The sequence below is a fragment of the Streptomyces sp. NBC_01237 genome (assembly GCF_035917275.1).
In the GTDB taxonomy this organism is placed as follows: Bacteria; Actinomycetota; Actinomycetes; order Streptomycetales; family Streptomycetaceae; genus Streptomyces.
This window is the reverse complement of record NZ_CP108508.1, coordinates 5,607,598-5,620,778: the sequence shown is the minus strand read 5'-3', so window position 1 is coordinate 5,620,778 and position 13,181 is coordinate 5,607,598. Positions and strand designations below refer to the sequence as shown.

The window sequence follows — 13,181 nt, the reverse complement described above, 5'->3', positions numbered from 1 at the left end:
ACCGTTCGACGCAACCGGTTCGTCGCGCCGTTCGTCGCCACCGGTTCGTCGTACGGCGGCTTCGTGCTCCGGGGCGCTAGCGCCCCAGGATCACGCGCAGGTCCGCCGCGTTCGCCTCGGTGACCTTCCACAGTTCCTGCTGGCGGCCGTGCACATCGGCCACCGTCGCCGCGTGATCGGCCAGCAGTCCGGCCGCCCGTTCGGTGAGGCGGGCGCCGAGGTGCCGGTCGTGGACCGAGATGCCCCACTCGGGCCGCTCGATGTCGGACAGGAAGTACGCCATCTTGGGGTGCGAGATCAGGCTGATGACCGGCGTCCCGCAGCCGAACGGGATCATGCCCGCGTGTCCGCGCATCCCGATGACCAGCTTCGTCCGGGCGTAGGTGTCCCGGATCGCGTCGTTCCCGAAGTCGTACATCGGGATGACCGGCAGCGAGATGCCGTGCTCGCGCCGCAGGTCGAACGCGATCCGCTCGTCGTCCAGCGAGTGCGCGACGCACTTCACCTCGGCCAGCTCGCCCAGCGCGGTGACGGCGGTGGCCATCTCGGCGAGGAAGTGCCCGTAGTCGTGGCCGAAGCGGAGCCCGGCGCGGTCGTACGCGGCGTTGACCAGGATGGTGTCCTCGCGGGCGGCGGGGTCCCGCCAGCCGTCGACCAGCTGTCGGGTGACCGTGGTCGGGCAGGGCTGGAAGCGGACCTTGTGGTGCAGCTCGGGCGGCAGGAGGTCGCGGACCTTCTCGATGGAGCCGTGGTTGCGCAGCCCGAAGAACGCGGAGCGCTCCACCAGCTTGCGCAGGCTGGACAGGAAACGGTCGCGGCCGTGCCCGTACGCCTGTCCGTCGAAGGCGTTGAAGCCGACCGCGTACACCACGACGGGTACGTCGATCCGCTCCAGCAGCTCGTCGGGCACGTTCCACTGCCAGCCGCTGTTGCCGTTCGGCGCGGTGTCCGGGATGAAGAGTCCGCCGCCGCCGATGACCAGACCGCGGCGGTCGTTGACCCGCTCCAGGGCCGCCTCGTCGAAGAGCCGGTGGGCGTGGACGGAGTGCCAGCGGTCGGGCCCGGTGTCCCGGCCGAAGGCCAGCCGTACGCTCTCGGGCAGCAGCTTGTCGCCCGCGTTGCCCTGGCGCTCCATGTAGAAGGCGACATGGGCCAGTTGGCCGGAGGCGGGACCCTCGGCCGGCGGGGCGGAGTCGGTGGTGCGCAGGTGCATCAGCCGGTTCGCCCGGTGCGTCGGGTCCACGCCGAGGCCCTGCCGGGCGTATGCCGCGGCCTCGGTGTCGTCGCCGTGGATCCAGGCGATCTGGGCGAGCCGGCCGAACGCGGTCGCGGCCCGGTTCGGTGCCGCGGTGGCCAGCAGCAGCTGGGCGCGGGCCTCCTCGTAGCGGGACACGCTCATCAGGGCGTGGCCGAGCACCTCGTGCGGCCATGCCTCGTCGACCGGGATACGGACCCGGCCCAGCAGGTCCACGGCCTCCTGGTACTCGCCCGCGCCGATCCGGGCCGCGGCGACCTTGCGGGCGCTCTCCACGTCGGCGGTGCGCAGGACGTGCGGGGTGCCGTAGTGGACCAGCAGGTCGTGGTGCTTGGGCCCGTTCGTGTTGAGGTACGCGGCGTGGAAGTCGGCGTCGGACAGCTCGTACTCGTGCCAGCGGGCCTCGGCCGCGCCGTACCCCGCCTCACCGCCCTGCCAGGGCTTGTGGCGCCCGGTGAAGTGCAGGATCGCGGTGTCCTCGGGGACCGGGAGGTCGCCCGAGAGCCGCCGCTTGACGAAGTTGTAGCGGGCGTCCAGGTGGACGAAGCCGCCGTCCAGTACGGCGTTGAGGATGCCCTGGTCGTGCTTGTCCAGCTCGTACGTGCCCGCCCGGCCGACCTCGTCCAGTTCGGCGCAGAACGTGTCGCTCAGATACTCGCGCTGGATGACCAGCAGCCCGCTGTTGAGCTTGTGCTGCCCGTAGAAGAACTGCGGGACGGCGGCGAGGCCGTCGCGCAGCTGGAGCAGTTCGCCCAGGTCGCCGAGGACCACCATGTCGGTGTCCAGGGTGATCACGGTGTCGTAGTCGCGCACACGGAACACATCGAGGATGAAGTACGCCTTGCGGACGAGGTAGTTGTCCTGGTCGCCCTTGGCGTAGCTGTCGTAGTGCTCGGCGTCCACGCGCCGGAAGTCGACGCGCGGGTGCAGGGCGCGGATCCTCGCGACCGAGTCGGGGCGCAGCCCGTCGTGCAGGACGAGGAAGTCCTCGCAGACCTGCGGGTTGGAGAGGGCGAGGCTGCGCAGCAGGGTGAGGAAGCCGGGCAGGTAGTTCTCGTCCACGAAGCTCGCGAACGCGACGCGGCGCTTGCCGGTGAGCGCGTTCGCGGAGGCGGGGGAGCTCACGGGCGCGGAACTCAGGGACGCGGAACGCGGGGAGCCGGAGCTCACGGAGGTGGGAGTCGTCATCGCAGTCGTATCCTCGTATCGGTGACGCTCTGGGCGCGTTCCATGACCCACGCCTTTTCGCTGGTGTACTCGTGCACGGACGTGATGGGCATCCGCATGGCCTCGGGCAGCCGGTAGGCGCCGCTCTCGTAGAAGTCGAAGCCGATCAGGTCGATGCGCGGGCTGACGTCCAGGAAGTCCAGCAGCCACAGCATGTTGAACCCGGTGGTGGGTATCGCGGGCCACTCCTCCTTGCCGACGTGCCCGATGTCGCGCATCGGCCAGCGCAGCGACTCGTCGCCCAGGTACGTCTGCGCGCCCGGCACCAGCCGGTTGCGCAGCGAGTGCTTCCAGTCGCCGGAGACACCGCCGAAGATCAGCCGGGTGTCCACGCGCCGGTCCCAGTTGAAGCCGTGCTTGTGGATGCTGACATGGATGTCGGTGCGGCCGCCGGTCGCCACCGGGTCGATCCGGTACGAGTTGAAGCGCACGACCAGGTCGTAGGCGTCGATCTCCGCGCCGAGCGAACTGGAGCCGACGCGCTGCGAGTTGGCGATCAGACAGATCGACTTCCCCGCGATGCGGTTGCGGAACTCGCCGAGGGTCAGCCACCGGACACCGCCGAAGGTGGGGTCGTCGACCGGGCCGCGCATACGGAGTCGGCGCTGCTCGGCGTAGAGCGCGGTGAGCGCGGCGAGTTCGGTGAGCTCGGCTGTCCCACCGGGTCCACCGGGTCTGGAGTGCCGCGAGCGATCGCGGGGGCCGGTTCCGTCGTACGTACCGCTGCCGCCGCCGCCCGGGATTCCGGCGGCCTCCCGGGCGAGGCCGAGGTACTGGGACACCGTCTCCTGGACCTCGGTGACCGGAGTGCCTTCGCGGCTCTGGGCCAGCAGTGCGCCGATCAGCCGGGCCCTGGCCCCGGACCGGTCGCCGCGCGCCCGCAGGTCCAGGCCCGCGGCCCAGGACTCGGTGACGGGCCGGGCGGCGAACTCCTGGGCCTCGGGGCAGCTGCGGGCCAGCCGGTGCAGCAGCTCGCCCCGGAGCCGGGCCCCCTCCCGCAGCCCGGCGACCTTGGCGGCCACACCGAACCCGTCGTCCTCGGTGAACGCGAGGTAGCGCTCGTACGCGGCGACGGCGGCGCTCTCCTGGCCCATCACCTCCAGGATGCGGGCCCGCAGCCGCCATCCGGCCCGGGAGCGCTTGCGCTGGGTGAGCACGGTGTCCGCGATAAGGAGGGCGAGCTTCCGCTCGTCCTCGTAGTCACAGTCCAGCGCCTTGTTCCCGGCGGCGAGCAGCGGATCCAGCAGGTCGTCGCCGAGGACGAGGGCCGCGCCCGGCTCCTTGCCCGGCCGCCGCAGCAGCGGAAGTCCGGCCGCCGCGGGGGCCGCCGGGGCCGACGCGGCGTGGGCGGCGAGGAGTTGGCGCAGCGCTTCCGCGAGTGCCGTACGACGGCGGTCCAGGCCCGCGACGAGCTTCCCGCTGTGCGCGGCGCAGGCGCGCAGACAGGTCTCCAGGTCGGTGGGGGTGACGTCGGCGGCCTCGGGGCCACCGCCTTCGGGCGGTGCCTGGACCTCCGCGTCACGTTGCCGTGGCCAGCGGGTGCGGGCTTTCGTCATGGCGCTCCAAGCGTCTGATGCCCGTGGGGGGAAGGGGCGGGGCGTGCGTAGCGGCGTCCGGGGCCTCCTCGTGTCCGTCTCCGGCGAGGCGGAGGGGGCGGGAGTCCGCAGAGCGGGTGGTGGTTTCGCGTCACCGTAGGAAACCTGGACGGCGCTTGGATGAACTCGCCCTGTCGACCCGGGAAACTGCACGCCTCCCGGGCGTTTCGGCCCCTCTTCCGGTCCTACGCTGACGCGGCGCACCGGCTGAAATGGAGTGGCCTTGACCATCACACCGCAGGACGCGGGCACGGCGCCCCGCGCCGCCACGCTCCCCCTCCCCGCTCCCCCGGGCACCCCGCCGGACACCCCGGAGGCGATGTCCGGGGCCCTGCCGCGGGAGTCCCCGCCCACGCGGCCGAGGGTCCGGATGCGGGCCCTGGACGGGCTGCGGCTGCTCGCCGCGCTGATGGTCGCGGGCTACCACTACGGCGGCCGGGGCGGTGACATCACCGAGGCGTGGGGCAGTTCCGCGGCCGTGCAGTTCCCGTCCGCCCACACCTGGTTCGCCTATGGGTGCCTCGGAGTGCAGATCTTCTTCGTGATCAGCGGTTTCGTGATCTGCATGAGCGGCTGGGGGCGCTCGCTGAGCGCGTTCTTCGCCTCACGCGTCTCCCGGCTGATGCCCGCGTACTGGGTCGCCGTCGCCCTGGTGACCCTGGTCTTCGCGCTGCCCTGGGTGGCGTACGAGGCGGTGTCGCCCAGTGACGCGCTGGTCAACATGACGCTGCTCCAGCAGCCGTTGGGCGTGGACCGGGTGCTGGGGGTGTGCTGGACGCTCTGGGCGGAGGTGCGGTTCTACGCCCTGTTCGCGCTGTGTGTCGTGCTGCCCGGGGCGAACCGGCGGCGGGTGGTGCTGTTCTGCGCCGTGTGGACGCTGGCGGCGGCGCTGGCGAAGGCGTCGGGCGAAGCGTTCCTCGATGTGCTCCTGATGCCGGAGTACGCCCCGTACTTCATCGGCGGCATCGGTCTCTACCTCGTCCACCGGGACCGCCGGGACGCGCTGGCCTGGGGCATCGTCGGGGTGAGCTGGCTGCTGGGCCAGCACTACGCGGTGGCGGACCTGTGGCACCCGGACAGCCAGGACGCCTTCTCCTACCGCTCGGCCACGGTGATCGTCCTCATCGTGACGGCGGGCTTCGCGGCGGTGGCGGCCATCGCGCTGGGAGCCCTGAACCGCCTCGACTGGCAGTGGCTCACGGTCGCGGGAGCACTGACGTACCCCTTCTACCTGGTGCACGAACACCTCGGCTGGGTGGTGGTCGGCGCGCTGCACCGGGGGCTGGGGATTCCGGCGTGGGCGACGTTCGTCCTGACGGTGGCGGCGATGCTGGGCCTGGCCTGGCTGCTGCACCGCTTCGTGGAGCGGCGGTTCACGCCGCTGCTGCGGGACGCCCTCTCACGGACGGCCCTTGGCCTCAAGCGCGGCTGAGTTACTGCCGTCGGGGCCATGGACCACCCACACGATGACGCGGGACTCTCCGGGCGGCCGGTCGGTTACGGGAGTCGGGCCGCGCACAAGCGACCGTGACCCACATCCTGCCGGCGCTCCGGGGACCGGCCGGGTCCGGAACCACTGAGCCGGGCGCGGCCGGTCAGACGCCGCTGAGCGAGAGCTTCGCCGCGAATCCCAGGAACAGCACGCCCGCCGCCGAAGTGGCCCCCGCCGAAAGCCGCTTACGGCGTCGGAAGGCGGAGGCCAGCCGGGTGCCCCCGAATATGAGCATCGAGAGGTACAGGAAGCTGGCGAACTGGAGCAGCGTGCCGAGCAGGAGGAAGGACAGCCCCGGGTAGGCGTAGCCGGGATCGACGAACTGCACGAAGAAGGAGATCAGGAACAGGATCGCCTTCGGGTTGAACAGGCTGACCACCAGCGCCCGCCGGTAGGGCCGCTCCATCGCGACGGCCGCCGCCGGCGCCCCGGCCTCGTCCGTCAGCTCGGCCACCCGCCGGTGCCGCTCACGCCAGGTGGACACGGCCGCCCGCAGCATCCCGATCGCCAGCCACGTCAGATAGCCCGCGCCCGCGTACTTGACCACCGCGAACAGCAGGGGCGTCGTCTGGAGCAGCGAGGCGGCTCCCAGCGCGGACAGCGTCATCAGGACCGTGTCCCCGGTCCAGACACCGGCGGCGGCCACATAGCCGGTCCGTACCCCGCGCCGGGCGGCGACGGAGAGCACGTACAGCGAGTTCGGTCCCGGCAGCAGAATGATCAGTACCAGGCCGGCGAGATAGGTCGGAAGATCGGTGACACCCAGCATGAACGGAGTGTCGCACGGAGGTACGACACCCCGTCCAGGCGTTCCAACACGGGAGACGCCGGGTTCCGGCACGGAAGACGCCAGGTTCGGCACGGAAGACGCCAGGTTCCGGCACGGAAGACATCAGGCCCGGCACGGGAGACGTCAGGCCCCGCAACGGAGACGTCAGAAGGCGTCGGTGGGCACGTACGTCCCCCAGACCTGCCGCAGCGCGTCGCAGACCTCGCCCACGGTCGCCCGTGCCCTGAGCGCGTCCTTCATCGGGTAGAGCACGTTGTCCGTGCCCCGCGCCGCCTCCTTCAGCCGTACCAGGGCCGCGTCGACCGCACCCCGGTCCCGTTCCGCGCGGAGCGTGGCCAGCCGCCGGGCCTGCTGGGCCTCGATCTCCGGGTCCACCCGGAGCGGCTCGTACGGCTCCTCCTCGTCGAGCCGGAAACGGTTGACGCCGACGACGACGCGCTCGCCGCTGTCCGTCTCCTGCGCGATGCGGTACGCGCTGCGCTCGATCTCGCCCTTCTGGAAGCCGTGCTCGATCGCGCTGACCGCGCCGCCCATGTCCTCGACCCTGCGCATCAGGTCGAGGGCGGCCGCCTCGACGTCGTCCGTCATGCTCTCGACGACGTACGACCCGGCGAACGGGTCGACGGTCGCCGTGACGTCCGTCTCGTACGCGAGGACCTGCTGGGTGCGCAGCGCGAGGCGGGCGGACTTGTCGGTGGGCAGGGCGATGGCCTCGTCGAAGGAGTTGGTGTGCAGCGACTGCGTGCCGCCGAGGACGGCTCCCAGCCCCTGCACCGCGACACGGACCAGGTTGACCTCGGGCTGCTGGGCGGTGAGCTGGACGCCCGCGGTCTGGGTGTGGAAGCGCAGCATCAGCGACTTGGGGTTCTCCGCGCCGAACTCCTCCTTCATCACCCGGGCCCAGATCCGGCGGGCGGCCCGGAATTTGGCGACCTCTTCGAGGATCGTCGTCCGGGCGACGAAGAAGAACGAGAGGCGCGGGGCGAAGTCGTCGACGTCCATGCCCGCCGCCACCGCGGTACGGACGTACTCGATGCCGTCCGCGAGGGTGAAGGCGATCTCCTGCGCGGGCGAGGCCCCGGCCTCGGCCATGTGGTAGCCGGAGATCGAGATGGTGTTCCACTTCGGGATCTCGGCCTGGCAGTACTTGAAGATGTCCGCGATCAGCCGCAGCGAAGGCGTCGGGGGGAAGATGTACGTGCCGCGGGCGATGTACTCCTTGAGCACATCGTTCTGGATGGTGCCGGTGAGCCGGTCCGCCGGTACTCCCTGCTCCTCGCCGACCAGTTGGTAGAGCAGGAGAAGAAGCGCGGCGGGTGCGTTGATGGTCATGGACGTGGAGACCTTGTCCAGCGGGATCCCGCCGAACAGGACGCGCATGTCGTCCAGCGAGTCGATCGCGACCCCGACCTTGCCGACCTCGCCCGAGGCGATCGCGGCGTCGGAGTCGTGGCCCATCTGGGTGGGCAGGTCGAAGGCGACCGACAGGCCCATGGTGCCGTTGGCGATCAGCTGCTGGTAGCGGGCGTTCGACTCGGTGGCGGTGCCGAAACCGGCGTACTGCCGCATCGTCCACGGCCGCCCCGTGTACATCGTCGGGTAGACACCGCGGGTGAAGGGGTAGGCGCCGGGCTCGCCGAGCTTCTCCGCCGCCTGCCAGCCGTCGAGTGCGTCCGGCCCGTACACCGGCTCGATGGGCAGTCCCGACTCGGACTCACGCGTCATCTGCTGTACCTCCCCTTCAAGCTACCTACTGGTAACAAACCTCGCCACGGACTGTAGCGGCGGCCTCGTGACCGGTGGAGAGCCATCGGCTGGGACCTTGCTCACAGGACCCGGTCCGGTCTGGACGCGCCGTTCCCATCATGCGCAGGATTCGGCAACCGGGCAGGGCGGGAATCCGTCCAAGGAGACACCGGAACCACCGGGCGAGGCAGGGGGCCGAGGATGACGGGCAGCGACGGAACAGCCGGGATGGACGAAAGGGACGGACGGGGCGGGCAGGACCGGCGGCGGGCGCAGGACGGCCGGGGCGGAAGCGGCGGGCGCGACGGCGCCTCGTCCCGCCCGCGCGGTCGCCGTCACCGGGGAACGCGCGCCGCCACCACGGCCGCGGTCGGGATGCTCGCCGTCACCGCGCTGGCGGCAGGCTGCCGGGCCCAGACCGCCCAGGGTACGGAGCCGACGTCACCACCCGCCCCGTCCTCCGCCGGCCCGACGGCGAGCGTCTCCCCGCGCCCGTTCGCCACTCCCTCCGACGACGCGAAGCCGGGCGACGCCGCCACCGGAACGCCCTCGGCCGACACCTCTCCCGAGGAGGAGCCGAGCACCGCCGCACCGACGCCGCGGCCCGCGGCCCTGATGGAGACCGGGTCGGAGGGAGGACAGGTACGGGAACTCCAGGCCCGGCTCCGCCAGATCGGCCACTTCAACCGCACCCCCACCGGCTACTACGGCACCGTCACCGTCACGGCCGTCCAGTCCTTCCAGGGCAAGCGGGGCCTCGACCGCACCGGCAGCACCGACGCCGTCACCTGGCAGAAGCTGCTGGGAATGACCCGGAAGCCGACGGCCGAGGAGCTGGACCCGCCGACCGAACGGCCTGTGACCAAGCCGGACGAGCGCTGTATGACGGGCCGGGTCCTGTGCGTCAGCAAGAACAGCCGCACCCTGTCGTGGATGATCGACGGCCGGGTCGTCTCCTCGATGGATGTGCGTTTCGGCTCGGAGTACACGCCCACCCGCGAGGGGACGTTCAAGGTGTACTGGAAGTCCCGGCACCATGTCTCGACGCTCTACGACTCCCCGATGCCGTACGCGATGTTCTTCAGCGGCGGCCAGGCGGTGCACTACTCCTCGGACTTCGCGGCCCGCGGGTACAGCGGCGCCTCGCACGGCTGTGTGAACGTCCGGGACGAGGGGAAGATCGCGGCTCTGTTCGGCGAGGTGAAGAACGGCGACAAGGTCGTCATCTACTGGTAGCGGCCACACCGCCGGCCACGGCCGGAGGAGAAGAGGCGCGGACGGGACCGGGGGAACGTGCCCCGCCCGCGCCATTGCGCCGAGCCGAAGGTACGGGGGGAACCCCGGCTCAAGCGCTGCCGATGACCAGTCGGCTCACTCTGTACTGCGTCCCGCCGCCGAAAAACGTCACACCTTATCGGTGGGGCCTCGCGAGCGAGAGGAAATCCGCAGGTCAGTGAGGCGGACATACGTTCCGGCACAAGGTGCTGCGGGCCTACGGGCCTACGGGCCTACGGGCCTACGGGCCTATGGAGCCAGGGACGCGTTGGCCGTGCCGTCCCCGGCACCGTCCGCCCCACCAGCCGACGCGCCGTCCGAACCCGCGCCCGTGCCGATGCCGGGACCCGTGACGGCGTTCGGCGGCTGGGTACGGAACGAGATCGACGGGAGCGAACCGCCGCCGCCCTCTCCGTCACCCTTCCCCGGGCCCTCACCGTCACCGTCGTCGTCGCCGTGGCCGTTCCCGTCCGCCTCGTCCAGCAGCCGGTCGCAGAACCGTTTCAGGTTCTTCTCGCCCTTGGCCAGCTGGATGAGCCGACGCCTGCTGTTGTCGTCGAGCTTCCCGTCGCGGTAGGCCCGGCACGCCTTCACGGACTTCTCGTACCACTTCCCGGAGGTGGCGCCGCCGGGGCCGTCGGGCAGGTCCTCGGCGTCGGCGTCCTCCTGCGTGCCGTCCGTGGGCCGGGTCTCGTCCTTGCGGTGCTGGTCCCCGCCGCCCGCGGCGGTGCTGTCCCCGGTGCCCGCACCGTCATCCGTGCGCCGCCGGTCCGTGTCGTCCTCTCCGGCGTCCTTGCCTTCGGGCGGGTCGGAGGGGGCCGGGGCGGTGCCCGGGGCGGACGGGGAGGAGGTGCTGGCGGACGGTCCGTCGCCGTCCGGCAGCCCGGAACCCAGTTCCCGCGGCGACGCGGCCGAGGAGACGGAGGCCGCCGGTGCCGGGGAGCCCAGGCCGCCGAAGGTCCCGGAAATCACTCCGGTCCCGGCAGCGACGGCCACCCCGCCGAGGGCGCAGCCCGCGAGCGAGACGACCAGGCCGAAGCGCACGGGCCGGCTCCAGCGCGGGCGGCGGGCCGTCGCGGTGGACACGGCGCCGATCCGTACCGGCTCCAGCAGTCCGGGCTGTCCGTGGGCCGCCGCCGCACCGGGTCTCTTCGCGGCGCGGCCGTTCGCCGCGGTGCCGTGGGCGGCCCGCCGGAAGGCGGCCAGCACCGTGTCCTCGCCGGGCAGTTCACCACCGCGCGCACGAGCGGCGGTCCGGGCGTCGCCCAACGCCCGGCTGAGCCGCAGGGCTTCGGTACGGTCGTGATCGTCGACGGGTACGACCGGTTCGCCGCGGAGCAGTCTCTCCGCCGCGTCCTGGTCAAGCCACTCGTAGTACTCGTCGGCCATCACATGTCCTTCTGCGTCCACGGACGCGAATGCGTCACACCGGGAGTAACACCGGCGGGCGCCACCGAACCATTACGGCCGGGGCGCTGTGCGGGCAGGGCGCCGAGCTCCACTGCCCCGGCTCCGCCCTGACCTGCACCGTCGTCCGGGGCCTGGCCCGGGTCGGCCACCGCTCCCGGATGGTCGGCGCCGAGCAGCTCCGACAACCGCTTCAGGCCACGGTGCGCGGCGGTGCGTACGGCGCCGGGACGCTTGCCCAGGGTCTGCGCCGCGCTCTTCGCGTCCAGGCCGACGACCACCCGCAGCACGACGGCCTCGGCCTGGTCCTGCGGCAGCTGGGCGATGAGCGACATGGTGCGGTCGGTGGCCAGCGCCTCGATGGCGTCGCCCGCGGTGTCCGAATCGGCGGGCCTGGCGGTCAGTTCGGACTCGTCGCCGCCTATGGCGGGGCGCCTGCTGCGCATCCGCAGATGGTCCAGGGAGCGGTTGCGCGCGATCCGCGCCGCCCACCCGCGGAACCGGTCGGCGTCGCCGCTGAACCGGTCGAGGTCACGGGCTATCTGCAGCCACGCCTCGGACGCCACGTCCTCGGCGTCCGGCTCCCCGACCAGTGTCCGTATGTAGCCCAACAACCGTGGCTGCACCGCGCGGTACACAGCACGGAAGGCGTCCTCGTCCCCGTCCTGCGCCGCGAGCACCGCGGCGGTCAGCTCCGCGTCGTCCCCCAGCACTCCCTCAACCCGCCCTGCTGTCCTGAATCGCAGCTGGTCACCACTGCTGCGCCACTCTGCGCGACTCAGCACGCTACGTGCTCGGCGGGTGTCGCGTCCATGGCTTGTACAACCCGCAACAGTTCACTGACACAGCGCGGTGTGACAGAAATCGCGGTGGCGGCGCTGAGATGAGTACGGGGTCGTGCTGCGACCCCGTGGAAGACGACCGGGGCCTCTCCTGTGGGGGGTGGCGGCCCCGGTCGTCGTCCCTCGGCCGCCGCCCAGGCCCGGCGACGGGCCGTCAGTCCTGGCCCCTGGCCCTGCGGCGTGACCAACGGGCCGACGAATTCGTCTGCGTGAGTTCAGGACAAGCTCCCGGCACCTTGCCCTCGGCTCCGGGAGGCTACCGAGGCGAAGTGCGCGCGCCCCCTGGCGCAACCGAGCCGCCTCCGGCGCCGAGATCATCGCAAACGATCGCCGAACAGCAGCCACTAGAGTGCCCGGCGTGAACACCGCGCCTCAGCAGACGACCGTCTTCCGCCTGATCGTGACGGGTGGTGGCACCGGCGGTCACACGTACCCCGCTCTCACCGCGATCCGCACCTTGCAGGCACGCCTGGCGGCTTCCGGCCGCACCCTCGACGTCCTGTGGATCGGAACGGCCGAGGGCTTGGAGGCCCGGGTCACCAGCGCGGAGGGCATCCCGTTCACCACCGTGGCCACAGGGAAGATCCGGCGCTCCTCGAACCCGCTGAAGATGGTGTCGCCCGCCAACGTCCGGGACATGGCGCGCGTGCCGCTCGGGGTCGTTCAGGCGCGCAGCGCCATCTCGGCCTTCCGGCCGGACGTCGTCCTCGCCACGGGCGGTTACGTCGCCGTGCCGGCCGGGCTCGCCGCCAAGATGTGCCGGGTCCCGCTGGTCCTGCACGAGCAGACCGTCCGCCTCGGCCTCGCCAATCGGAAGCTGGCTGGCTCCGCCGCGCGGATCGCCGTGTCCTCGGAGTCAACCGTGCCGCTCCTGCCGGAGAGCGTGCGGTCGGCGGCGGTGGTCACCGGCAACCCCGTACGACCCGAGATCCTGACCGGCCACCCGGACAAGGCCGTGACCGCGCTGGGCCTCCACGGCTTCGACCGGCGGCTTCCGACCGTGTACGTCACCGGAGGCGCACAGGGCTCACAGCAGATCAACGACGTGGTCGGCGGCGAACTGCCGTGGCTGCTGGAACACGCCAACGTGGTGCACCAGTGCGGCCCCGCCCACCAGGAGGCGCTGTCCGCGCGCGCCGCGGGGCTGCCTGCCCCCCTCGCCGCCCGGTACCACCTCACCTCGTTCGTCGGGCCGGAGCTGCCGGACGTCCTGGCCCTGGCCGATCTGCTGATCTCGCGCAGCGGTGCGGGCACCCTGGCGGAGCTGACCGCCCTGGGCAAGCCCGCGGTGTTCATCCCGCTCGCCACGGCGGCCGGGAACGAGCAGGCGCACAACGCCCGTCACCTGGAGAAGTCGGGAGCAGCGGTCGCGCTCCTCGGTGACGTCACCGGCGGGCATCTGCGTGAGGCGGTCGGCCCGCTCCTCGACGACCCGGCTCGCCGGGCGGCGATGGCTGCTGCGGCCAGGGCGCACGGCCGCCCGGATGCTGCGGAAAGGCTCGTGGACGTCATCCTGTCCGCAGCGTCCCAGTAACAGCTTCGCCCGTAGTGG

General features: G+C 71.8%; 9 protein-coding genes. 3 read left to right on the top strand and 6 right to left on the bottom strand.

The features are described from left to right. Positions 1–76: 76 nt before the first annotated feature. Positions 77–2,443: a glycosyltransferase gene (locus tag OG251_RS25215; protein WP_326679264.1), complete on the bottom strand. Its 2,367-nt coding sequence runs from the start codon at positions 2,441–2,443 to the stop codon at positions 77–79. After that, positions 2,440–4,038: a hypothetical protein gene (locus OG251_RS25210; protein WP_326679263.1), complete on the bottom strand. Its 1,599-nt coding sequence runs from the start codon at positions 4,036–4,038 to the stop codon at positions 2,440–2,442. Before OG251_RS25210 ends, OG251_RS25215 begins: the two co-directional genes overlap by 4 nt. Positions 4,039–4,300: 262 nt before the next feature. Here OG251_RS25210 and OG251_RS25205 point away from each other — a divergent pair, with 262 nt between their 5' ends. Beyond that, the gene (locus OG251_RS25205; RefSeq protein WP_442818372.1) at positions 4,301–5,509 is read left to right on the top strand and encodes an acyltransferase family protein; all 1,209 of its coding nucleotides are present in this window, start codon (positions 4,301–4,303) and stop codon (positions 5,507–5,509) included. A gap of 163 nt (positions 5,510–5,672) precedes the next feature. Here the strand turns inward: OG251_RS25205 and leuE are convergent, their stop codons facing one another. Further along, positions 5,673–6,338: a leucine efflux protein LeuE gene (leuE, locus tag OG251_RS25200; protein WP_326679262.1), complete on the bottom strand. Its 666-nt coding sequence runs from the start codon at positions 6,336–6,338 to the stop codon at positions 5,673–5,675. A 165-nt stretch (positions 6,339–6,503) separates the two neighbouring features. Beyond that, positions 6,504–8,084 (bottom strand): acyl-CoA mutase large subunit family protein, encoded by a 1,581-nt coding sequence (locus tag OG251_RS25195; protein WP_326679261.1) that lies wholly within the window; start codon positions 8,082–8,084, stop codon positions 6,504–6,506. Between the two features lie 396 nt (positions 8,085–8,480). On the opposite strand from OG251_RS25195, the gene OG251_RS25190 reads away from it, so the two are divergent. Further along, positions 8,481–9,341, top strand: a complete 861-nt coding sequence (locus tag OG251_RS25190; protein ID WP_326681410.1) for a L,D-transpeptidase family protein — start codon at positions 8,481–8,483, stop codon at positions 9,339–9,341. Between the two features lie 288 nt (positions 9,342–9,629). Here OG251_RS25190 and OG251_RS25185 read toward each other — a convergent pair whose 3' ends face one another. Together OG251_RS25185 and OG251_RS25180 are read right to left on the bottom strand one after the other, a co-directional pair. Beyond that, positions 9,630–10,769: a hypothetical protein gene (locus OG251_RS25185; RefSeq protein ID WP_326679260.1), complete on the bottom strand. Its 1,140-nt coding sequence runs from the start codon at positions 10,767–10,769 to the stop codon at positions 9,630–9,632. Next, positions 10,769–11,500: an RNA polymerase sigma factor gene (locus OG251_RS25180; protein ID WP_326681409.1), complete on the bottom strand. Its 732-nt coding sequence runs from the start codon at positions 11,498–11,500 to the stop codon at positions 10,769–10,771. Before OG251_RS25180 ends, OG251_RS25185 begins: the two co-directional genes overlap by 1 nt. A 487-nt stretch (positions 11,501–11,987) precedes the next feature. Between OG251_RS25180 and OG251_RS25175 the strand changes: the two genes are divergently transcribed. Further along, positions 11,988–13,163 carry a UDP-N-acetylglucosamine--N-acetylmuramyl-(pentapeptide) pyrophosphoryl-undecaprenol N-acetylglucosamine transferase gene (locus OG251_RS25175; RefSeq protein ID WP_326679259.1) on the top strand — a complete coding sequence of 392 codons (1,176 nt, stop codon included), beginning with the start codon at positions 11,988–11,990 and terminating at the stop codon, positions 13,161–13,163. The last annotated feature ends 18 nt before the right edge of the window (positions 13,164–13,181 follow it).

Excerpts from the sequence above, each read along its gene's own strand:
- OG251_RS25190 (WP_326681410.1), top strand. The coding sequence starts at position 8,481 with ATGCTCGCCGTCACCGCGCTGGCGGCAGGCTGCCGGGCCCAGACCGCC.
- OG251_RS25185 (WP_326679260.1), bottom strand. The coding sequence starts at position 10,769 with ATGGCCGACGAGTACTACGAGTGGCTTGACCAGGACGCGGCGGAGAGA.
- OG251_RS25215 (WP_326679264.1), bottom strand. The coding sequence starts at position 2,443 with ATGACGACTCCCACCTCCGTGAGCTCCGGCTCCCCGCGTTCCGCGTCC.
- OG251_RS25210 (WP_326679263.1), bottom strand. The coding sequence starts at position 4,038 with ATGACGAAAGCCCGCACCCGCTGGCCACGGCAACGTGACGCGGAGGTC.
- leuE (WP_326679262.1), bottom strand. The coding sequence starts at position 6,338 with ATGCTGGGTGTCACCGATCTTCCGACCTATCTCGCCGGCCTGGTACTG.
- OG251_RS25195 (WP_326679261.1), bottom strand. The coding sequence starts at position 8,084 with ATGACGCGTGAGTCCGAGTCGGGACTGCCCATCGAGCCGGTGTACGGG.